We start from the raw sequence: 21,620 nt of genomic DNA on the forward strand, positions 1-21,620 counted from the left end.
GCGGAGGACCTTCGGTGAACTCTCTCATTCCGCTGCTCGTGGCGGCTCCGCTGGCCGGCTCCGCCCTGCTGCTGCTCGGCGGCCGGGCGCTCGACCGGTTCGGCCACTGGCTGGCCACCGCGCTCGCCGCGCTCTCGTTCGGCTTCGGCCTGGCGCTGTTCTCGGACATGCTCGGCCGCGACGCCGAGCACCGGGCGGTGACCAGGCACCTGTTCAGCTGGATCCCGGTGAACGGCTTCCAGGCCGACATCTCGTTCCGGCTCGACCAGCTGTCGATGACCTTCGTCCTGCTGATCACCGGTGTCGGCACCCTGATCCACCTGTACTCGGTGGGCTACATGGCGCACGACGAGCGCCGGCGCCGCTTCTTCGCGTACCTGAACCTGTTCCTGGCGGCCATGCTGCTGCTGGTGGTGGCCGACAACTACCTGCTGCTGTACTTCGGCTGGGAGGGCGTGGGCCTGGCCTCGTACCTGCTGATCGGCTTCTGGCAGCACAAGCCGAGCGCGGCGACGGCGGCGAAGAAGGCCTTCATCGTCAACCGGGTCGGCGACATGGGCCTGTCCATCGCGATCATGCTGATGTTCGCCGAGTTCGGCTCCTTCGCCTTCGACCCGGTCTTCGGCGGGGCGTCCCGGGCGAGCGAGGGCAAGCTGACCGCGATCGGCCTGATGCTGCTGCTGGCGGCCTGCGGCAAGTCGGCCCAGGTGCCGCTGCAGTCCTGGCTCGGGGACGCGATGGAGGGCCCGACCCCGGTCTCGGCCCTGATCCACGCGGCCACCATGGTGACCGCGGGCGTCTACCTGATCACCCGCTCCTCGGTGATCTTCAACCTGGCGCCGGACGCCCAGACCGCCGTGGTGGTGGTCGGCGCGGTCACGCTGCTGTTCGGTGCGATCGTCGGTTGCGCCAAGGACGACATCAAGAAGGCGCTGGCCGGCTCAACCATGTCGCAGATCGGCTACATGGTGCTGGCGGCCGGGCTGGGCCCGATCGGCTACGCCTTCGCGATCATGCACCTGGTGACCCACGGCTTCTTCAAGGCCGGGCTGTTCCTCGGCGCCGGGTCGGTCATGCACGGCATGAACGACGAGGTGGACATGCGTCGCTACGGCGGCCTGTGGAGGCACATGAAGGTCACCTTCGTCACCTTCGGCCTCGGCTACCTGGCGATCATCGGCTTCCCGGGCCTGTCCGGCTTCTTCTCCAAGGACAAGATCATCGAGGCCGCCTTCGCCAAGGGCGGCACCGAGGGCTGGATCCTCGGCCTGTGCGCGCTGGTCGGCGCGGCCGTCACCGCGTTCTACATGACCCGGGTGATGCTGCTGACCTTCTTCGGTGAGAAGCGCTGGCAGCCGGACGAGAAGGGCAACCTCCCGCACCCGCACGAGTCGCCGAGGACCATGACCGTCCCGATGATCCTGCTGGCCGTCGGCTCGGTGTTCGCGGGCGGGCTGTTCGCCTTCAACAACTCCTTCCTGAAGTGGCTGGAGCCGGTCACCGGACACAGCGAGGGCAACTCGCCGCTCAGCTCCCTGACCGTCACCGGGCTGACCACGGCCTGCATGCTGGCCGGCGTCGGCCTGTCGTACCTGATGTACGGGCGTTCGCCCGTCCCGGTGGTCCCGCCGGTCGGCTCCCCGCTCACCCGGGCCGCCCGCCGCGACCTGCTGCAGGACGACTTCAACCACGCCGTGCTGGTGCGGCCGGGCTCGGCGCTGACCGCGACGCTGGTCTACTTCGACAGCCGCGGCCTGGACGGCTTCGTCAACGGCCTGGCCGCCGTCATCGGGGGCCTGTCCAGTCGGATGCGGCGGGTCCAGAACGGCTTCGTCCGCTCGTACGCGCTCTCCATGTTCGGCGGCACGCTGGTGCTGGTCGCCTCGACTCTCCTGATGAGGTCCGTGTGATGACAGTGACTCGCCCGCTCGCCTCCGGGCGCTCGGACCCGGCGCCGACGCTCTTCGCTCCGGCACTCCCTCCTTCGTCGGTCGCTGGTCGCTCCTCGCTTTCGGCACCGGCGCGCCCTTCGGCTCGGGGCGGGGAATCACATCGGGAGGTCAGGCCGTGAGTGCTCTACTGACCGCCACCTGCGTCGTCCCGGCAGTCGGTGCGGTGGTGACCGCCGCCCTGCCGGCCGGGACGAGCGAGGCCCGGCGCACCAATGCCAAGGCCGTCTCCCTGGTCTTCTCCGCCGCCACCCTGGCGCTGGCCGCCGTGGTGGCGGCCCGGTTCGACCCGCACGGCGCCCGCTACCAGCTGACCGAGTCGTACAGCTGGATCCGCTCCTTCGGCATCACCTTCTCGCTCGGCGTGGACGGCATCGGCGCGGTACTGGCCCTGCTGACGGCCTTCCTGGTGCCGATCATCATGCTGGCCTCCTGGCGCGACGCCGATCCGGCTCCGGCCGGCCCCGACGGCACCGTCGACCCCGGCACCTTCGAGCGGCGCCGCCGGACCCAGGGCTTCTTCGCCCTGATCCTGGCGGTGGAGGCGATGGTGATCGTCTCCTTCTACGCCACCGACCTCTTCCTGTTCTACGTGTTCTTCGAAGCCATGCTGATCCCGATGTACTTCCTGATCGGCGGCTTCGGCGACCGGGCCGGCGGCCCCGAGTCGGCGCGCCAGCGCTCCTACGCGGCCGTCAAGTTCCTGCTGTACAACCTGCTCGGCGGCCTGGTGATGCTGGCCGCCGTGATCGGGCTGTACGTGATCGCGCAGGACCAGGGCCTGGGCACCTTCGACCTGCCGACCCTCACCGGCGCGATCGCCGACGGCAAGCTGCAGCTGACCGGCACCGCCGAGAAGGCGCTGTTCCTCGGCTTCTTCTTCGCCTTCGCGGTGAAGGCCCCGCTGTGGCCGCTGCACACCTGGCTGCCGAACGCGATGGGCGAGGCCACCGCCGGCACCGCCGTGCTGATCACCGCGGTGGTGGACAAGGTCGGCACCTTCGCGATGCTGCGGTTCTGCCTCGGGCTGTTCCCGCACGCCTCGAAGACCTTCGCGCCGGTGATCCTGGTCCTCTCGCTGATCGGGATCGTCTACGGCGCGCTGCTGGCGGTCGGCCAGAAGGACATCAAGCGGCTGGTCGCCTACGCCTCGATCTCGCACTTCGGCTTCATCATCATGGGCATCTTCGCCCTGACCAGCCAGGGCCAGAGCGGCGCGACCCTCTACATGGTCAACCACGGCATCTCCACCGCCGCGTGGATGCTGGTGGCCGGCTTCCTGATCTCCCGCCGCGGCTCGCGGCTGATCGCCGACTACGGCGGCGTGCAGAAGGTCGCCCCGGTGCTCGCCGGTACCTTCCTGATCGGCGGTCTGGCCACCCTGTCGCTGCCGGGGCTGGCCCCGTTCGTCAGTGAGTTCCTGGTGCTGGTGGGCACCTTCACCCGCTACCCGGCGATCGGCATCGTCGCCACCTTCGGCATCGTGCTGGCCGCGCTGTACGCCCTGCTGCTGTACCAGCGCACCATGACCGGCCCGGTGAAGGACGGGGTGCGCACGATGCCCGACCTCAAGGCCCGCGAACTCGCCGTGGTGGCGCCGCTGGTGGCGCTGACGATCCTGCTGGGCGTCTACCCCAAGCCGCTCACCGACCTGGTCAATCCCTCGGTGAACGCGACGCTCTCGCAGGTCCACCAGACCGACCCGGCGCCGGCCCACCCGGTCGCCGCCACCTCAGGAGGTGAGCAGAAGTGAGCGTCACCGCAGTGCTCGCCGCCGCCGGCGGCAGCACCCCCAGCATTCCGGCGCCGCACATCGAGTACGGCCAACTCTCCCCGATGCTGGTGGTGTTCGGCGCCGCCGTGGCCGGCATCCTGGTCGAGGCCTTCGTGCCCCGGCGGCTGCGGCACTGGACCCAGGTCTCGCTCGCCCTGGTCGCCCTGACCGGCGCGTTCGTCGCCGTGGTGGTGCTGGCCGCGCAGGGCCACGGCTCACCGCGGATCGACCTGCTGGCCATGGAGTCGGTCGCCCTGGACGGCCCGGCGCTGTTCCTGCAGGGCGTGATCCTGCTGGTCGCCGTGGTCGCGGTGCTCACCTACGCCGAGCGCAGGCTGGAGCCCAAGGCCGGCGGCCTGCCCGCCGACGCCTTCGCCGCCCAGGCCGCCGCCACCCCCGGCGGCGAGCAGGAGCGGGCCGCGATCCGGGCCGGCTTCACCACCAGCGAGGTCTTCCCGCTGACCATGTTCGCGGTCGGCGGCATGCTGCTCTTCCCCGCCGCCAACGACCTGCTGACGATGTTCGTGGCGCTGGAGGTCTTCTCCCTCCCGCTCTACCTGCTGTGCGCGCTGGCCCGCCGCCGTCGGCTGCTCTCCCAGGAGGCGGCGGTCAAGTACTTCCTGCTCGGCGCCTTCGCCTCGGCCTTCTTCCTGTTCGGCACCGCGCTGCTGTACGGCTACGCCGGCAGCGTGAGGCTCGGCGACATCGCGGACGTCATCTCCGGCAAGGCGATGACCACCCCGGCGCAGCTGAGCACCACCCAGAGCGACGCGCTGCTGCTGACGGGCCTGGCGATGCTGGCGGTCGGTCTGCTGTTCAAGGTCGGCGCGGTGCCGTTCCACGCCTGGATCCCGGACGTCTACCAGGGCGCGCCGACCCCGGTGACCGGCTTCATGGCGGCGGCCACCAAGGTCGCGGCCTTCGGGGCGTTCCTGCGGCTGTTCTACGTGGCCTTCCCGGGCCTGCGGCTGGACTGGCGCCCGGTGCTGTGGGGCGTGGCGATCCTCACCATGGTGGTGGGCGCGGTGCTGGCGGTGACTCAGCAGGACGTCAAGCGGCTGTTGGCGTATTCCTCCGTCGCGCACGCCGGGTTCATCCTGACCGGCGTGATCGCCGTCAACAAGCAGGGACTGTCCTCGGTGCTGTTCTACCTGTTGGCGTACTCCTTCGTGACGCTCGGCGCCTTCGCCGTGGTCACCCTGGTGCGCGACTCCAAGGGCGAGGCGACCCACCTGTCCAGCTGGGCGGGGCTGGGGCGGCGCTCGCCGCTGGTGGCGGCGGTGTTCGCGCTGTTCCTGCTGGCCTTCGCCGGGATTCCGCTGACCTCCGGTTTCACCGGGAAGTTCGCGGTGTTCCAGGCGGCGGCGGCCGGTGGGGCGACGCCGTTGGTGGTGGTCGGTGTGCTGAGCTCGGCGGTGGCCGCGTTCTTCTACATCCGGGTGATCGTGCTGATGTTCTTCTCCGACCCGAAGCCGGGCGGCCCGACGGTGGCGATCCCGAGCGCTTTCACCGCGACCGCGATCGGGCTGGGCGTACTGGTGACGCTGGTTCTCGGCCTGCTGCCCCAGTACTTCCTTGACCTCGCGTCCAAGGCCTCGCTGTTCGCGTACTGACCGTCACCGGTCGGTTTGCTGGAGATCGGTCCGGAAGCGCGGGCCGATCTCCAGCCTTTATTTCCAGACGAATTCGCCCCCACCGCCGCAATGCCCGGAGAGCCGTTCTGACCAGGCCTTCCGGCCCGATCATGACAGGATCCGCACGCCCGTGCAGTGATCCACTCACGACCGGATACCCTGCCTGTATGGCCAGCGGCGGCACTCAGGGACCAGGCCGCTAGATCGACCAGGGACAGAGGAGTGGTCTTCGTGACCGTCGTGGAACCCTTCGGGCTCAGCGTGCAGGACCGCGACCTGACCCGGGACGTCCAGGCCGGACTGGACGCGGTGGAGGCGGCGCTCACCGCCGCCGTCAAGAGCGACGTCCCCTTCATCACCGTCACCGCCAGTCACCTCCTGCAGGCCGGTGGCAAGCGCTTCCGTCCGCTGCTCCTGCTGCTGGCCGCCCAGTTCGGCGACTCGGGCGCGCCCGGCGTGGTGCCCGCCGCGGTGGTGGTCGAGCTGACCCACCTCGCCACGCTGTACCACGACGACGTCATGGACGAGGCCCCGGTGCGCCGCGGCGCCGAGAGCGCCAACTCCCGTTGGGACAACTCGGTCGCCATCCTCACCGGCGACTTCCTCTTCTCCCGCGCCTCCCAGGTCCTGGCCGACCTCGGCCCGGAGGCCGTGCGGATGCAGGCCGAGGCGTTCGAGCGGCTGGTCACCGGCCAGATCATGGAGACCCGCGGCCCCGGCCCGGAGGCCGACCCGCTGCAGCACTACCTGGACGTGCTGGAGGGCAAGACCGGATCGCTGATCGCCGTCTCCTGCCGGATAGGAGCACAGATGGCCGGCGCCGAGCCCTGGCAGGTGGACACCCTGGGCGAGTTCGGCGAGCGGATCGGCATCGCGTTCCAGCTGGCCGACGACGTGCTGGACATCGCCAGCGACGGCCACGAGTCCGGCAAGACCCCCGGCACCGACCTGCGCGAGGGCGTGCCCACCCTGCCGACCCTGCTGCTGCAGCAGATGCCGGCCGACCCGGCCGACCCGGACGACGCGCGGCTGCGCGAGCTGCTCACCCAGGACCTCGCCGACGACGGGCTGCACGCCGAGGCGCTGCGCCTGCTGCGCCGCCACCCCGCGCTGGAGCGCGCCCGCCGGGAGACCCTGCGGCACGCCGAGGAGGCCCGGGCGCTGCTCGCCCCGCTGCCGGACTGCGCGGCGAAGGCGGCCCTGGAGGGGCTCTGCGACGCGGTGGCGATCCGCACCATGTGACCGGGCCGATCCGGTCCTTCGGCCTCCGGCGGCGTGCGCGGATGGGGGAGACTGACTCCCGTCAGCTCACGCCTGCCCGGAAGGTCACCATGCGTCGCGTCGTCATCGCCGAGGACTCCGTACTGCTGCGGGAGGGTCTGACCCGGCTGCTCATCGACCGGGGCCTGGAGGTCGTGGCGGGCGTCGGGGACGGCGACGCCCTGGTGAAGACCATCCACGACCTGGCGGCGGCCGACGCCCTGCCGGACGTGGTGGTCTCCGACGTGCGGATGCCCCCGACCCACACCGACGAGGGCCTGCGCGCCTGTGTGGAGCTGCGCGGCCGCTATCCGCAGCTGAACGTACTGGTGCTGTCGCAGTTCGTGGAGGAACGTTACGCCTCCGAGCTGCTGGCCGGCTCCACCCGGGGCGTCGGCTACCTGCTGAAGGATCGGGTCGCCGAGGTGCGCGAGTTCGCCGACGCGGTGGTCCGGGTCGCCGAGGGCGGCACCGTGTTGGACCCGGAGGTGGTGCAGCAGCTGCTCAGCCGCAGCCGCAAGGGTGACGTTCTGGCCAATCTCACCCCGCGCGAGCGCGAGGTGCTCGGGCTGATGGCGGAGGGCCGCACCAACGCGGCGGTGGCCAAGCAGCTGGTGGTCTCCGACGGCGCGGTGGAGAAGCACGTCAGCAACATCTTCCTCAAGCTGGGCCTGGCCCAGAGCCCGGAGGACCACCGCCGGGTGCTCGCGGTGCTCACCTACCTGAACTCCTGACCCGCGGCCCGAGGGGGCCTCGCGGCACCGGCCGTCGGAGCGCGGAATGATCTCCGGCGGCCGCGTGTTGTGGCTATGTGAAGCACGGACGCGGGCGGGTGCAACTTCCTGTCAGAGTTCCGGCCGGGCTCAAGGTCGCACGCATAGGATGCGAGCGCTGCACCAGGCGGACGGGGCACGGGGCCGCGCCCGCGGTGGTGTGCCCACGAGGAGGTCCGCGGCAGTGACCAGTCAGGTCGATCAGTCAGAGGCAGTGGACGGATCGGGCGGCGGCGAGGGTCGTACCGGCGACGGTGACGGACACCCTGGCGCGAACGGGCCCGCCGGTCCGCACGGCCCGGGTGGCCCGCCGGCGAAGCGCGCCAAGCCCATCCGCAGACTCGACCGGGTGATCATCCGCTTCGCCGGCGACTCCGGTGACGGCATGCAGCTCACCGGTGACCGGTTCACCTCGGAGACGGCCACCTTCGGCAACGACCTCTCCACGCTGCCGAACTTCCCGGCCGAGATCCGGGCCCCCGCCGGCACCCTGCCGGGCGTCTCGTCCTTCCAACTGCACTTCGCCGACCACGACATCCTCACCCCGGGCGACGCCCCGAACGTACTGGTGGCGATGAACCCGGCGGCCCTGAAGGCGAACGTGCCCGACCTGCCGCGCGGCGCGGAGATCATCGTCAACACCGACGAGTTCACCAAGCGCGCGCTGTCCAAGGTCGGCTACGCGGCCGACCCGCTGGGCGACGGCTCGCTGGACGGCTTCCACCTGCACAAGGTGCCGCTCACCACGCTGACCCTGGAGGCGCTCAAGGACAGCGGGCTGGCCCGCAAGGACGCCGAACGGGCGAAGAACATGTTCGCCCTGGGCCTGCTGTCCTGGATGTACCACCGGCCCACCCACGGCACCGAGACCTTCCTGCGCAGCAAGTTCGCCAAGAAGCCGGAGATCGCCGAGGCCAACATCAGCGCCTTCCGGGCGGGCTGGAACTTCGGCGAGACCACCGAGTCCTTCGCGGTCTCCTACGAGGTGCCGCCGGCCAAGCTCCCCGCCGGGCGCTACCGCAACATCTCCGGCAACCTCGCCCTGTCGTACGGGCTGGTGGCCGCCTCGCAGCGTGCCGGCCTGCCGCTCTACCTGGGCTCGTACCCGATCACCCCGGCCTCGGACATCCTGCACGAGCTGTCCAAGCACAAGAACTTCGGGGTGCGCACCTTCCAGGCCGAGGACGAGATCGCCGGCATCGGCGCGGCGCTCGGCGCGGCCTTCGGCGGGGCACTCGGTGTGACCACCACCTCCGGGCCCGGTGTCGCACTGAAGTCCGAGACCATCGGCCTGGCCGTCTCGCTCGAACTGCCGCTGCTGATCGTGGACATCCAGCGCGGCGGCCCGTCCACCGGCCTGCCGACCAAGACCGAGCAGGCCGACCTGCTGCAGGCCATGTTCGGCCGCAACGGCGAGGCCCCGGTGCCGATCGTCGCCCCGGCCACGCCCGCCGAGTGCTTCGACGCCGCACTGGAGGCGGCCCGGATCGCGGTGACCTACCGCACCCCGGTGTTCCTGCTCTCGGACGGCTACCTGGCCAACGGCTCCGAGCCCTGGAGGATCCCGGCCGTCGACGAACTGCCGGAGATCGACCCGCAGTTCGCGACCGGTCCGAACCGCGAGGACGGCGCCTTCTGGCCCTACCTGCGCGACCCGCACACCCTCGCCCGGCCGTGGGCGGTGCCCGGCACGGCCGGTCTGGAGCACCGGATCGGCGGCATCGAGAAGCAGGACGGCACCGGCAACATCTCCTACGACCCGGCCAACCACGACTTCATGGTCCGCACCCGGCAGGCCAAGGTCGACGGCATCACCGTCAAGCCGGTGGAGGTCGACGACCCGACCGGTGACGCCCGGGTGCTGGTCATCGGCTGGGGCTCGACGTACGGCCCGATCACCGCGGCGGTGCGCCGGGTGCGCGCGGACGGCGGCGAGATCGCCCAGGCGCACCTGCGCAACCTCAACCCCTTCCCGGTCAACCTGGGCTCGGTGCTGCGCAGTTACGAGAAGGTCATCGTGCCCGAGATGAACCTCGGGCAGCTCGCGCTGCTGCTGCGGGGGAAGTACCTGGTGGACGCCGAGTCCTACAACCAGGTACGCGGACTGCCGTTCAAGGCGGCGCAGTTGGCGGACGTGCTGTGGGCGGCGATCGGCACCCTGGACGAGGAGGACCACCGATGAGCGAGAACGGCTTCCCGTCGCTGCGACTGGTGCCCAAGGCCGAAGGGCCGCAGAGCGCGCGGGACTTCAAGACCGACCAGGAGGTGCGCTGGTGCCCCGGCTGCGGGGACTACGCGATCCTGGCGGCGGTACAGGGCTTCATGCCGGAGCTCGGCATCAAACGCGAGAACACCGTGTTCGTCTCCGGCATCGGCTGCTCCTCGCGCTTCCCGTACTACATGAACACCTACGGGGTGCACTCGATCCACGGCCGGGCGCCGGCGATCGCCACCGGGCTGGCCTCCTCCCGGCGGGACCTGAGCGTCTGGGTGGTGACCGGCGACGGCGACGCGCTGTCGATCGGCGGCAACCACCTGATCCACGCCCTGCGGCGGAACGTCAACCTGAAGATCCTGCTGTTCAACAACCGTATCTACGGCCTCACCAAGGGCCAGTACTCGCCGACCAGCGAACTCGGCAAGATCACCAAGTCCACCCCGATGGGCTCGCTGGACGCGCCGTTCAACCCGCTGTCGCTGGCGATCGGCGCGGAGGCCTCCTTCGTGGCGCGCACCATCGACTCGGACCGCCAGCACCTGCAGTCGGTGCTGCGGGCGGCGGCCGAGCACGAGGGCACGGCGCTGGTGGAGATCTACCAGAACTGCAACATCTTCAACGACGGCGCCTTCGAGGTGCTGAAGGAGCCCGGCACGCGCGACGAGGCGCTGATCCGGCTGGAGCACGGCCGGCCGATCCGCTTCGGTGCCGAGGCGGCCAACGGCGTCTTCCGGGGGCCGGACGGCGAGCTGTTCACCGCCCCGGTCACGGCGGACAACGAGGAGCGGGTGCTGGTCCACGACGCCCACGCGGCGAGCCCCGCCACCGCCTTCGCGCTCTCCCGGATCGCCGACGCGGACACCCTGCACCACACGCCGATCGGCGTGCTGCGGAGCGTCGCGCGGCCGGTCTACGACGAGCTGATGGAGAGCCAGCTGGCCACCGCCGCGGCCCACCGAGGGCCCGGCGACCTGGCGACCCTGCTGGCGGGCAACGACACCTGGATGGTGGACTGACCGTCCCCGCTCACGAGTTGGCGCCCCCGTCCGACACCGGACGGGGGCGCCTTTTCGGTGTGGCTACTCCTTCACCCACTCGACCAGCTCGACCGGGACCCCGTTCGGGTCGGCGACCTGGAACAGCTTCTCGCCCCACGGCTCCTCGCGCAGCGGCAGGGTGATCGCGACCCCCTCGCCGCGCAGCCGCTCCTCCTCCGCGGCGATGTCCTCGACGGTGAACGCCAGGATCACCCCGTCCGCCGTCCGGTGCCGCTGGTCCTCGGGCAGGACCTCCAGGCCGCGCCGCAGGTAGACGACATTGACCCCGCCGCCCGGGTGGCCCAGCGAGACGAAGCCGTCGGCGGACATCAGCTCGGTGTAGCCGAAGTGCCGCTGGAGGAAGGCGGCGGAGGTGGTGACGTCCTCGACGGTCAGGGTGACGACGGTGCTGGTGATCTGCATGGGCGGAGCCCTCTCGTCCGTGCGCTCAATTATCCCGTACGCAGTACACTATACATAGTACGGAGAATCTCGCCAGGGATCGGCCCGGAAAAGGCTTGAGGGAGGCCCCCGGGCGGGGCCTCCCTCAAGTGCGGTGCGGTGCGGGTCCGGTCAGAAGACGCAGGGGATGCCGCCGTCGGACTCGGCGTCGACGCCGGGGCCCTGCATGGGCAGGTTGGCGGCCGGGTCGCCGGTGGCGGGGGCCGCGGGGGCGGCGGGCTTGTCGGCGGCGACTCCGGTGAAGGAGGTGCCCAGGGTGACCGCCACGTGGTCGGCTGAGACGGACGCGGACTCGGTGGCGGTGACGCCGTAGCGGGCGGCGATCTGGTCGGCGGCGTCCTTGGCGCCCTTGCCGTAGGTGACCATGGTGTTCTTCGGCTTGGAGACGGCGGGGCCGGCCTTGCCCTCCTTGAATCCCATCCCGACCAGGGCCTTGGCCTCGGCGCTGGAGGAGACCCCTGCGGCCGAGGAGGCGTTGAACACGTCCACGGTGGCCGGGGAGGCCGCCTTGGTGGCCGTCGGGGTCGGCGCGGGCTGGGCGGGGGCGGAGGAGGGCGCGGGGGCGTCGGTGGCGCCGTCGGCCGGGGCGGCGGGCGCGGCGGCGTCGGCGTAGCCGAACACCTGCTTGACCACCTTTTGGATCTTGGATGGGGTGACCAGGTTCACGTCCTGGCCGTTGCGGGTGCCGAAGCCGTCGAAGGTGAGGGTGTTGAACTCGACGTTGCCGCCGGTCAGGGCGGGGGCCTGCTGGGCGAAGTCGAGGACGTTCCACTCGTTGTCGATGACCAGGTCCTTCTGGACGACGCCGAACAGGTCCTTGAGCTTGCCGAGGTCGCTGATGATGCCGTCCTGCTTGAGCTTGTGCACGACGGAGGAGATGAAGGCCTGCTGGCGGTGGGTGCGGGCGAAGTCGCCGCTGTTGCCCTTGCCGTCGTCCAGGTTGTGGCGCTGGCGGACGAAGGCGAGCGCCTGGGAGGCGTTGAGGGTGTTGATGCCCTTCTTGAAGTCGGCGCCGGAGCCCTGGCCCTCGATGGCCGGGTCCTTGGTGTCGTGGGTCAGGCAGACCTGGATCGGCTCGACGGCCTTGGCGATGTCGTAGAAGCCCATCAGGTTGACCTCGGCCACGTGGTCGACCGGCTGGTTCACGAAGGTCTGGACGGTGCGGATGGTGGCGGCCCGCCCGGCGTCGCGGCCGGCCTTCTCCAGGTCCGCGCCCTTGAGACCCTTGGCCTTCGGGCTGCCGTCGAACTTCTCCTTGGCGATCCCGTAGGCCTCCTTGATCTTGTGCATGCCCTGCTGGGAGTTGTCCCCGTTGAAGGTCATGACGTAGTCGTCGCGGGGGATGGAGATCGCCTGCACCTTGCCGCCGTTGGCCGGTATGTGCAGCAGGATCAGCGAGTTGGTGTTGTAGCCGCCGATGTCGGAGCTGTGGCCGGCGTGCAGCTCGTCCTGGACGAACTGCGGCGGCAGGTCCGAGCCGTCCATGTTCTTGCGGCTGTCCAGGCCGATCAGCAGCAGGTTGACCGAGTTGTCCAGGTGCTTGGGCGCGTCCTTCTTGGTCTCCGCGATCGCGTTGGACGTGGTCATCCCGCTGGTGAGGGAGGTGTACTCGTACCAGACCACCCCGCTCGCGGCGAACACCGCGAAGCCGACCGTGGAGGCCACCACCCGGGCCGCGATCAGCGCCGGGGAGTTCCGGCGGGCGGCGGGCTCGGCGGCCTTGCGGGCGGCGGCCCGGCCGCCGCCCTGCTGCTCGGGCTTCTCAGGCATGCTGCCTCCTCCGGTCCTGGACCACCCGGACCACGATCACCAACAGGGCCGCGGCGACGGCCTGCGCCATCACCGGGAAGCCGTTCACCACCCACTTCGCAGAGCCGGTGGCCAGCTTGCTGCCCTGGTACTTCTCGCTGTCGGCCGCGAACTCGACCACGGCCGTGACGCCCAGCACGACCAGCGGGGAGGCCGCGACCACCCACCACCAGCCCCTGCGGGTGCTGAGCGCGGCCGCCAGGCCCATGCCGAGCACCGCGCACACGTCGAAGGCGACGCCCATGCCGGGGCCGGAGAGCTCGTCGATCACCGCACCCACCAGGGGCAGTGCGACGGCCGCCACCGCGGGCAGGGCCGGTCCGCCGGAGAAGGGCCGCTGGGGGCCGGTAGGTCTGCTGGCCGTCCGCCGTCGTGAACCCTGGTCGGACGACCGACCTCGCTGCCCCGCCACGCACTCACCCCCGGTGTTCCCGTGATTGGCGCGCCACGGCCGGCGCTCGCGCCGGGTTGCTGTGGGATAGCGGTTGCGGCGCTGCCTGTACGGGACGCTGGTGTTCGGCCGGCCGGTTCCCGTTCTCGGTTTCCCGGTGCTGCTCGGGGGCAGGCCCGTTTTCGGATTTGCTCTACAGAGGTGTAGAGATCGTACGCAGCATAGAGCACGCCTGTTCGGAGGCAAGTCCGCTTGTGAACGGGCCTGCATACACTACACCGAGCAGTTTTCGAGACGGTCGGCGGGTGCGCCGGCGGAGAAGGAGCGGGTCGTGGCGACCACGGGCGGAGCGGGGCGGCCGGAGAAGCGGAAGGCGATCACCCGGGCTGCGACGACGGTGTTCGGGCGCGAAGGGTACGTCCGGGCCAGCATGGACGCGATCGCGGCCGAGGCCGGGGTGTCCAAGCGCACGGTCTACAACCACTTCGCCGACAAGGAGACCCTCTTCCTGTCGGTGGCGCTGCAGAATTCGGCGGAACTCACCGAGACGATCCGGGAGTTGATGGCGAAGTACCTGGACCGGGTGGTGGACCTGCGCCAGGACCTGGCCGACTTCGCGGTCGAGCGGGCGCTCGCCGTTCTCTCCGCGGGGGAGCACGGGGCGCTCGGCCGGGCGATCCGCGCCGAGGTCGCCAACATCCCGGCGGACGTCCTGGAGGCCTGGCTGGAGGCCGGCCCGGTGGCCTCCCAGCGGGACCTGGCGGAGCGCTTCGCGGCGCTCGCCGGGCGCGGGCTGCTGGCGCTCGGCGAACCGGAGCCGGCCGCCGAGCAGTTCACGCTGCTGACCTTCCACGGTGTGGCGGAGCGCTCCTTCTGGGGCGCCCTGCCGGTGGCCGAGGAGGAGGTCAGGCGGATCGCGGGCGTGGGCGTGGACGCCTTCCTGAAGATCTACGGCGCGTAGCCGCGTGCGGGTCGGGGGCGACGCCCCCGACCCGCACGGATCACCGGTGGATCACTTCGGGCGGGTCACTTCCAGTTGACGCCCTTGCCCAGGGTGTACGGCTCGCCCCAGTACTCGGCGCCGGCCACCTTGGTCGCCTGCGGCGCCAGTGCCAGCACACAGGAGGTGATGGACTGGCCGTTGGTGAAGCCCTTCGGGAAGGACGGGTGCGGGCACTTGTCGAAGGCGCCGATCAGCATCACCTCGGCGGCCTCCGAGCCGTCCGGGAGCGTGCCCTTCATCTGGGTCAGGCTGGAGAAGGACAGATCGGTGCTGCCGACGTTGGTGACCTTGAAGCGGACGTAGTACGGCACCATGCCCGCGGCCTTGTCACCCAGCTTGAGCGGGGTGAGGTCGGCCGGGTCGCCCTTGTCGATCGAGGTGACCGCGAGCGAGACGGTGCCCTTGGTGCTGCCCGAGCTGAACGGGATGGTGGCGGCGTCGCCGATCTTCACCGTGGTCCCGGGCGCCGCGGTCGCGCCGGCCGGGGCCGGCGCCGCCGCTGTGCCGGGCGCCGCGGCGGTCGGGGCGCCGGTCGGCGCCGCCGCCGAGATGGAGGGCGCCGGGGTGGTGGGTGCGGCCGACGGCGTGGCGGGCGCCTGGGTGGCGGGCGGGGTGGTCGCGGTGTCGGACGACGCGGCGTCGTCGTTGCAGGCGGTCAGGGTGAGCGCGCCGGCCGCGGCCAGGCCGACCAGGGCCAGGGTGTGGCGATTGCTGCGGATGGTCTTCATGTGACGTCCCCCGTCTATGCGGACCACTGTGCCAGCGGTCCTCCTGAGGGACGTTCATAGCGCAGTGCGGAAGCGGGGTGCGATGTGTTTAGTGGCGTCTTGACGTCGTCGTGACGAGTCCTGCGCGGGTCCGTGACAAGGGATGCCGAGTCGTGATCAGTCGTTCTCGAACGGCTCGGCCTCCCCGTCGGCCGGTTACCGCAGGGCCGCGTGCTCGGCCCGACTGGCGGCGATCCGCTGCGTCGCGAGCGCGCGGGCCCGGTCGGGGTCGTTCCCGGTGATCCGGGCGAGGATCGCCGCGAGCGGCCTGATCTTCCCGAAGCTGCCCCAGTGGCCCTCGGGGATCTCGGTGGGGAACACCCACACCCGGCCGGGGTCGCGCGGCCAGGTGCCGCCCTCGGCGTCCAGGATCGCCTCGGTGACGTCGGCGACGACGGCGGCCCGGACCTTCTCGGCGAACTGGCCCTCGGGGACGGACGGGACGACCCGGTAGCGCGGCGCGTCGGCGGGCCTGCCGCCGACGTAGACGGCGGCGGGCCGGTGCAGGAACACCCAGGACACGGAGCGGACGGCCGGGTCGGTGGGGTCGAAGCCCTCGTGGCGGATCAGGATCCCGGTGATCCGGTCGAGCAGTTCCGCCTCGGCGTCGGGCTGGAGCGCGCCGTCGGGGATGTACACGTCGAGCATGGGCACGATCGGTTCTCCTGACTGGATTTACTTTCTCAACTCAGGTCGGGAGCGAGCCTGCCGCCGCTGGGTTGAGATTGTCAACCCAGGTGTCGGTATCATCGGAGCCATGGCAGAGCAGGGAAAACGGAGGATCGACCCGTCGAACTGTTCGATGGCGCGCGCCCTGTCGGTGGTCGGCGAGCGCTGGTCGCTGCTGATCGTCCGCGAGGCCGTCGACGGCGCCACCCGCTTCGGCGAGTTCCGGGCGCGGCTGGGGATCGCCAGCAACCTGCTGTCCACCCGGCTCGACGGCCTGGTCGCGACCGGCGTCATGCACCGCGTCCCGTACCAGGAGCCCGGCGACCGCCAGCGCTACGAGTACCGCCTCACCGAGCAGGGACTGGCCCTTCGGCCGACCCTGATGGCCCTGCTGGAGTGGGGCGACACGTACCTCGCGGACGAGGCCGGGCCGCCGGTCGTGGTCCGGCACGGCGGCCCGGACGAGGAGCACCGCTGCGACGAGCCGGTCACCCTCGTCCTGGAGTGCGCGGCCGGGCACACCCACCTGCCGTCGAACGAGGTCTACCGGGCGCCGGGGCCGGGGGCGCGCTTCCTCTGAACGGCCCTGAGCACCGGCTCGCTGCAGGTGGGGGCGAACAGGCCGGGCCCGCGCGTCGGAGTCGACGCGCGGGCCCGGCCCGGTGGCGGTGCGGCGCCCGTCGTGGCGTCAGACCTGGGCGAGCGTCAGGACGTAGCGGCCCCGGGTGCCGGGTCGGCCGGGTGCGTGGCCGACGCCGAGGTGGTTGAAGCGCGGGTCGAGCACGGTGTCGCGGTGCTGGGGGCTGTACATCCACAGCTGCACGGCCTGCGGCACGCTGTCGGCCGGGGCGACGATCTCGGCGGCGAAGCGGAAGGCGAAGCCGGCGGCCCGGACCCGGCGCCACGGCGTGCTGCCGTCGGTGCCGTCGTGCTGGACGAGGCCGTGCGCGGCCAGGTCGTCGGCGTGGCGCTGGGCCGCGGCGTTCAACCGGTCGTCCAGGCACAGGAGTCGGGCGCCGGCGTGGACGCGTCGGAAGTTGAGGGAGGTCAGCATCTCGGTGCGGACGTCGACGCCGGTGGCCGCCCCGCCTCCCGCTGCCTCGAACGCCGCTTCCTCGAACGCCGCGCCGAGCGTCAGGACCCGGCCGTTCCGCACGAGCGTGGGCATGGTGTCGGACCTCTCGTCTGGGGTGTCGCCCCGGGCCGCGGGTGCCGCGGTCCGGGGCCGGACAAGGAACTAGGGTGCCGGAGCGCGGTAGACGGTCGGTCAACGCGGGTGGCCGACGATCAGTTGAGACCCGCCAGCAGCCCTTCGACCTGCGTCGCGTCCTCGTCGAGTCCGAGCCGCCGGTACAGCTCCAGCGCCTCCGTCAGGAGGGTCCGGGCCTGGCGCGGGCGGCCGAGGCCGGTGAGCGCGGTGCCGAGGGTGCGTAGCAGGGCGGCCTCCAGGGCGGCGCTGGTGCGGCGGGCGAGCGGGAGGACGGCCTCGGCGAGGTCGGCGGCGAGCAGCCAGCGTCCGGCTTCGGCGTGGATGCGGGCGGCGAGGTCCCCGGCGGCGGCCTCGAACACGGTGACCTGGAGGGCGGCGAACTCGTCCCGGGCGCCGAGCGCGTGGGTGAGGGCGGTTTCCGGGTCGCCGCACAGCCGTAGGACCCGGGCGAGGTAGTAGCGGCCGATCGCGGCGGAGACCGGTCCGGAGTCGGTCATCAGGCGGGCGCTGCGCTCGGCGGCGTCCCGGGCCTCGGCGAGCCGTCCGGTGTGGGCGGCGCTGAACGCGAACTCGCCGAGCGCGCTGCCCTCGGCGCGCCGGGCGCCGAGGCGGTGGAAGAGTTCGGCCGCGCGGCCCGCGTGTTCGGCGGCCTCGGCGTAGCGGCCGTTGATCCGGGCGTTGCCGCCGAGGTTGATCAGGGCCTTGGCGAGTACCCGTTCGGTGTGCCGGTCGGTGCACAGGTCGACGGCCCGGCGGATCTCCTCCTCGGACTCGGCGTAGCGGTTGATGTGCCAGAGCATGGTGCCGCGCAGGTAGCGGGCGAGGGCGAGCGGGCCGCGTTCGTCGCGGGCCTCGGCCTCCTGGGCGAGCCGCCCGGCGAGGTCGACGATGACGCCGGTCTGGGTGCGTTCGGCGAGCACCGCGCCCATCCGGTCGGCGAGTTCGGCGGCTCGGTCGAGCGGCAGCGCCGGGTCGGCGCAGTTGAGCACGATGGCGGCGGCGTGCACCTCGGCCTGGTCGCGCATCCAGCGCACCGCTTCGGCGCCGTCGGTGATCGGGCGGCCGGTGGCAGCCACGGGCGCGTCGAGCAGGCTGAGTTCGGCCGGGTCCGCCTTGCGGGCGGCCCGGTCGGCGTTGCGGGCGGTGGCGAGGCAGAAGTCGGTGAGGCGGTCGGCGGCGGCGGTGTGTTCGGCGGGGGGCTCCTCGGCGGCGAGCCGGCCGCGGGCGTAGTCGCGGACGAGGTCGTGGAAGCCGTAGCGGCCGAAGCGGGCGGAGTGCAGCAGGTTGAGGTCGACGAGGGTTTCCAGGAGTCGGTCGGCCTCGTCCTCGGTGCGGCCGAGCAGGGCGGCGGCGCAGGACAGCGGCAGGTCGGGGGCTTCGAGCAGGGAGAGCAGGCGGAAGGCGCGGGCGAGTTCCGGGTCGAGGCGGTGGTAGGAGAGGGCGAAGGTGGCCTCCACGGTCCGTTCGCCGTCGCTGAGTTCGGCCAGCCGGTGTTCCCGGCGCAGTCCTTCGGCGAGGGCGGCGAGGGTGAGCGCGGGGTCGGCGGCGAGCCGGGAGGCGGCGATCCGGACGGCCAGTGGCAGCAGCCCGCAGGCCCGGACGACCTCGTCGGCGGCTTCCGGTTCGGCGGTGACCCGGTCGGCGCCGACGATCCGGGTGAGCAGTTCGAGGGCCTCGGTGGGCGGCAGGGTGTCCAGGCGCAGGTGGTGGGCTCCGGCGAGGCCGGTCAGCCGCAGCCGACTGGTGACCAGGACGGCGCAGCCGGCGGCGCCGGGCAGCAGCGGTTCGACGTGCTCGGGGGTGGCGGCGTTGTCGAGCACGACGAGGACGCGCCGTCCGGCGAGGGCCGAGCGGTAGAGGGCGCTGCGCTCGCCGGTGTCCGGCGGGATCTCGGCGGGGGCGATGCCGAGGGCGCGCAGGAAGCCGGCCAGGACGGCGCCCGGGTCGGGTGGGGTGCGGTCGGCGCCGCGCAGGTCGGCGAAGAGCTGCCCGTCGGGGAAGCGGTCGCGGACCTGCCGGGCGAGGTGCACGGCGAGGGTGGTCTTGCCGACGCCGCCCATGCCGTCCAGGGCGGAAACCACCACGGCCCGCCCGCCGGCCCCGGCGAGCTGGTCCGTGAGGGTGCCGAGTTCCTCGGCGCGGCCGGTGAAGTCGGGCAGGCCGCTGGGCAGTTGGTCGGGGGCCTGCCAGGTGTCGGCGGAGGGTTCGGGCTCGGCCCTGGGCGGCAGCAGGGTGGCGTCCTCGCGCAGGATGCGCAGCTGGAGCCGGGCCGGTCCGCGGTCGTCGGCGGGCAGGGTGGGGCGGGCGTCCTCGTAGACGGCGAGTGCCTCGGCCTTGCGGCCGGCCTGGTAGAGGGCGTGCATCAGGACGACGGTGAGCCGGGGCCGGCCGGGGTGCTCCAGGGCGAGGGCGGCGGCCTCCGCGGTCAGGTCGGTGCGGTCGCCGAGTTCGGCGTCCAGTTCGAGCTGGGTCTCCTTGGCCGATATCCGCTGTTCGGTGAGTCGGGCGCGGACGGCTTCGGCGTGCGGTCCGGGGAGCCCGGCGAGGGGTTCGCCGGTCCACAGCCGCTGGGCCCGGCGCAGTACGTCCCGGACCTCCTGCGGGGGCGCGTCGGCCTGGCGCAGTTCCTCGGCCTCGGCCAGCAGGGCCTGCCAGGCGACGGCGTCGACCTCGGCCGCGGGTACCCGCAGCGCGTAGCCGTCGCCGACGCGGACCAGGGGCATCCGCTCCGGGTCGTCCCCGGCGTACGGCCGGAACGCGGTGCGCAGCCGGGAGACGGCCAGTTGGACGGCCTTGCGCGGATCGGCCGGCGCGGCCCCGCCCCACACCCCCTCGATCAGTACCGGCACTGCCACCGCCCGCCCGGCGGTGTCCAGCAGCACGGCGAGCACGGCCCGCTGCTGCGGCCGGCCCAGCTCCAGCTCCTGCTCCCCGTACCAGGCCCGCAGCGGGCCCAGCAGTCCGAACCGCAGCCCGGCTCCCCCCATGTCACCCATGTCCCGTCCCCGAAAGTCGTCCTGCACCGGTATCCCGCCACTTCCGTCCGGACAGCGGCGCCCCCATACCCCGGCGGCCTATGCTCTGTTACAGATTGTGCACGGATTCCGAGCTTCGAGAGGTGGCTGTGCGGCTCGAATTCCGCGTGCTGGGGCCGCTGAGCGCCAGATGCGACGGCCGTGAGATCGAGCTCGGCCGTCCGCAGCAGCGGGCCGTGCTGGCCGCGTTGCTGCTCGCCCCGGGACAGTTGGTGCCCACGGACCGGCTGGTCGAGGGTCTGTGGGGCGAGGACGACACCCGCTGGCCGAAGGATCCGGTCGGGCAGATCGGCACCCATGTGCACCGGCTGCGGCGGGCGCTCGGCGCGCCCGAGCTGCTGGTGGCGGCGGCGGGCGGCTACCGGCTGGCGGTGCCGCGGGAGGCCGTGGACCTCTTCCGCTACGAGACCGCGGTGGCGGAGGCCGTCGCGCTGCGTCACCAGGAGCCCTCGCGGGCGCGGGAGTTGCTGGGGCGGGCGCTCGACGCCTGGGCGGGCGACCGGGCGCTGGACGGCGTACCGGGGGCGTTCGCCGAGCGGGCGCGGGAGCGGCTGGCGGCCGGGCGCTTCGCAGCGGTGAAGGCGCTGCTGGACCTGGACGTGGCCCTCGGTCGGCACGCCGACGCGGTGGAGCCGCTGGCCGCGCTGGCGGCCGGGCACCCACAGGACGAGGAGGTGCACCGGCTGCACCTGCTGGCGCTGCACCGCTGCGGCCGCCGGGCGGAGGCGCTGGCAGCGTACGAGGCGCTGCGGGAGCGGCTGGACCGCGAACTGGGACTGGAGCCGGCCGCAGCCGTCGTGGAGTTGGCCGACCGGATCCGGCGCGGGGAGGCCCCGGTGTCGCTGCGGCGGCTGCCCCGGCCGAGCCAGCTCCCGTCCGACATCCCCGACCTGGTCGGGCGGGCCGGCCTGGCCCGGCAGGCGGAGCAGGCGCTGCGGGCGGCGGGCGGCTCGCCGGTGGTGGGGCTGTCCGGGCCGGCCGGCAGCGGTAAGTCGGCACTGGCGGTGCACGTCGCCCACGCCGCCCAGGACGCCTTCCCGGACGGGCAGTTGTACGCGAGCGGAGGAGAGCCGGGCACGGTCCTGGCGGCCTTCCTGCGAGCCCTGGGGGAGCGGCCCGCCGGCTGCGCCCCGGTCGGGGAGCTGGTCGAGCGCTACCGCGCGGCACTGGAAGGACGGCGCGTCCTGGTGGTGCTCGACGGGGTGCCCGACCCCGCGCCGCTGCTGCCCGCGACCAGCGGGTGCGCGGCGGTGGTGACGGGGGCGGAGCCGGGGGTCCTGCCCGGCGACGCGGTCCGGCTGACGGTCGGGGCGTTGGAACCGCACGACGCCCACGAGCTGCTGGCGCGGATCGTGGGCGTGGAGCGGATCAGCCGGGAGCCGGCCGCGGTCGCCGAGCTGGCCGAGATCTGCGGTCACCTGCCGGTGCTGCTGCGGACGGCGGCGACGCGGCTCGCGGCCCGGCCCTGGTGGTCGGTGGACGACCTGGTCAGGTGGTTCACCGAACGGGGGTGAGGGCCGGGCCGCGGGGCGGTCTAGTACCAACGCCGTGTAGATAGAGCCTGCGGGTTCCGGTCACGGGTCTGGTGTCGTCAGGATGTCGATGCTGATGGTGGCCTTGTAGCTGGTC

At 72.3% G+C, this 21,620-nt stretch carries 17 protein-coding genes; 10 read left to right on the forward strand and 7 right to left on the reverse strand.

Going from position 1 to position 21,620, the window contains the following annotated elements; translation table 11 throughout:
- Window positions 1-14: 14 nt before the first annotated feature.
- The 7 genes from nuoL (at window position 15) to ACGF12_RS24445 (ending at window position 10,624) form a co-directional block, all read left to right on the forward strand.
- A complete protein-coding gene (gene nuoL / locus ACGF12_RS24415; RefSeq protein ID WP_393033812.1) occupies window positions 15-1,910 on the forward strand; it encodes an NADH-quinone oxidoreductase subunit L in 1,896 nt (631 codons plus the stop codon).
- Between the two features lie 157 nt (window positions 1,911-2,067).
- Window positions 2,068-3,702 (forward strand): NADH-quinone oxidoreductase subunit M, encoded by a 1,635-nt coding sequence (locus ACGF12_RS24420; protein ID WP_393033815.1) that lies wholly within the window; start codon window positions 2,068-2,070, stop codon window positions 3,700-3,702.
- The gene (gene nuoN / locus ACGF12_RS24425; RefSeq protein ID WP_393033818.1) at window positions 3,699-5,336 is read left to right on the forward strand and encodes an NADH-quinone oxidoreductase subunit NuoN; all 1,638 of its coding nucleotides are present in this window, start codon (window positions 3,699-3,701) and stop codon (window positions 5,334-5,336) included. Before ACGF12_RS24420 ends, nuoN begins: the two co-directional genes overlap by 4 nt.
- Window positions 5,337-5,588: 252 nt before the next feature.
- Window positions 5,589-6,599, forward strand: coding sequence for a polyprenyl synthetase family protein (locus ACGF12_RS24430; protein ID WP_387614932.1), 1,011 nt, complete (start codon window positions 5,589-5,591; stop codon window positions 6,597-6,599).
- 89 nt (window positions 6,600-6,688) lie between these two features.
- Window positions 6,689-7,351, forward strand: coding sequence for a response regulator (locus tag ACGF12_RS24435; protein WP_393033821.1), 663 nt, complete (start codon window positions 6,689-6,691; stop codon window positions 7,349-7,351).
- A gap of 223 nt (window positions 7,352-7,574) precedes the next feature.
- Window positions 7,575-9,572, forward strand: coding sequence for a 2-oxoacid:acceptor oxidoreductase subunit alpha (locus tag ACGF12_RS24440; protein ID WP_393033824.1), 1,998 nt, complete (start codon window positions 7,575-7,577; stop codon window positions 9,570-9,572).
- Window positions 9,569-10,624 carry a 2-oxoacid:ferredoxin oxidoreductase subunit beta gene (locus ACGF12_RS24445; protein ID WP_393033827.1) on the forward strand — a complete coding sequence of 352 codons (1,056 nt, stop codon included), beginning with the start codon at window positions 9,569-9,571 and terminating at the stop codon, window positions 10,622-10,624. Before ACGF12_RS24440 ends, ACGF12_RS24445 begins: the two co-directional genes overlap by 4 nt.
- Window positions 10,625-10,687: 63 nt before the next feature.
- On the opposite strand, the gene ACGF12_RS24450 is transcribed toward ACGF12_RS24445, so the two are convergent.
- From ACGF12_RS24450 to ACGF12_RS24460, 3 genes are all read right to left on the reverse strand, one after another.
- Entirely contained in the window at window positions 10,688-11,068 is a 381-nt protein-coding gene (locus ACGF12_RS24450; protein WP_393033830.1) for a VOC family protein, read from the reverse strand.
- A 150-nt stretch (window positions 11,069-11,218) separates the two neighbouring features.
- Window positions 11,219-12,877, reverse strand: coding sequence for an LCP family protein (locus tag ACGF12_RS24455; RefSeq protein WP_393033833.1), 1,659 nt, complete (start codon window positions 12,875-12,877; stop codon window positions 11,219-11,221).
- Window positions 12,870-13,220: a DUF6542 domain-containing protein gene (locus tag ACGF12_RS24460; RefSeq protein ID WP_393033836.1), complete on the reverse strand. Its 351-nt coding sequence runs from the start codon at window positions 13,218-13,220 to the stop codon at window positions 12,870-12,872. The genes ACGF12_RS24455 and ACGF12_RS24460 overlap by 8 nt, the downstream gene beginning before the upstream one ends.
- A 418-nt stretch (window positions 13,221-13,638) precedes the next feature.
- On the opposite strand from ACGF12_RS24460, the gene ACGF12_RS24465 reads away from it, so the two are divergent.
- The gene (locus tag ACGF12_RS24465) at window positions 13,639-14,268 is read left to right on the forward strand and encodes a TetR/AcrR family transcriptional regulator (protein ID WP_393033839.1); all 630 of its coding nucleotides are present in this window, start codon (window positions 13,639-13,641) and stop codon (window positions 14,266-14,268) included.
- 65 nt (window positions 14,269-14,333) lie between these two features.
- Here ACGF12_RS24465 and ACGF12_RS24470 read toward each other — a convergent pair whose 3' ends face one another.
- Window positions 14,334-15,038, reverse strand: coding sequence for a hypothetical protein (locus ACGF12_RS24470; protein ID WP_393033842.1), 705 nt, complete (start codon window positions 15,036-15,038; stop codon window positions 14,334-14,336).
- A gap of 195 nt (window positions 15,039-15,233) precedes the next feature.
- A complete protein-coding gene (locus tag ACGF12_RS24475; RefSeq protein ID WP_393033845.1) occupies window positions 15,234-15,731 on the reverse strand; it encodes a hypothetical protein in 498 nt (165 codons plus the stop codon).
- A gap of 103 nt (window positions 15,732-15,834) precedes the next feature.
- Here ACGF12_RS24475 and ACGF12_RS24480 point away from each other — a divergent pair, with 103 nt between their 5' ends.
- Complete coding sequence (locus ACGF12_RS24480) at window positions 15,835-16,326, forward strand: winged helix-turn-helix transcriptional regulator (protein ID WP_393033848.1); 492 nt, start codon at window positions 15,835-15,837, stop codon at window positions 16,324-16,326.
- Between the two features lie 108 nt (window positions 16,327-16,434).
- On the opposite strand, the gene ACGF12_RS24485 is transcribed toward ACGF12_RS24480, so the two are convergent.
- Both ACGF12_RS24485 and ACGF12_RS24490 read right to left on the reverse strand, forming a co-directional pair.
- Window positions 16,435-16,914 (reverse strand): CAP domain-containing protein, encoded by a 480-nt coding sequence (locus ACGF12_RS24485; protein WP_393033851.1) that lies wholly within the window; start codon window positions 16,912-16,914, stop codon window positions 16,435-16,437.
- Between the two features lie 119 nt (window positions 16,915-17,033).
- Window positions 17,034-19,952 carry a BTAD domain-containing putative transcriptional regulator gene (locus tag ACGF12_RS24490; RefSeq protein WP_393033854.1) on the reverse strand — a complete coding sequence of 973 codons (2,919 nt, stop codon included), beginning with the start codon at window positions 19,950-19,952 and terminating at the stop codon, window positions 17,034-17,036.
- Between the two features lie 122 nt (window positions 19,953-20,074).
- On the opposite strand from ACGF12_RS24490, the gene ACGF12_RS24495 reads away from it, so the two are divergent.
- Complete coding sequence (locus ACGF12_RS24495; RefSeq protein WP_393033857.1) at window positions 20,075-21,505, forward strand: BTAD domain-containing putative transcriptional regulator; 1,431 nt, start codon at window positions 20,075-20,077, stop codon at window positions 21,503-21,505.
- Window positions 21,506-21,620 lie beyond the last annotated feature (115 nt).

Origin of the sequence: Kitasatospora sp. NPDC048296, assembly GCF_043201815.1 — a bacterium.
In the GTDB taxonomy this organism is placed as follows: domain Bacteria; phylum Actinomycetota; class Actinomycetes; order Streptomycetales; family Streptomycetaceae; genus Kitasatospora.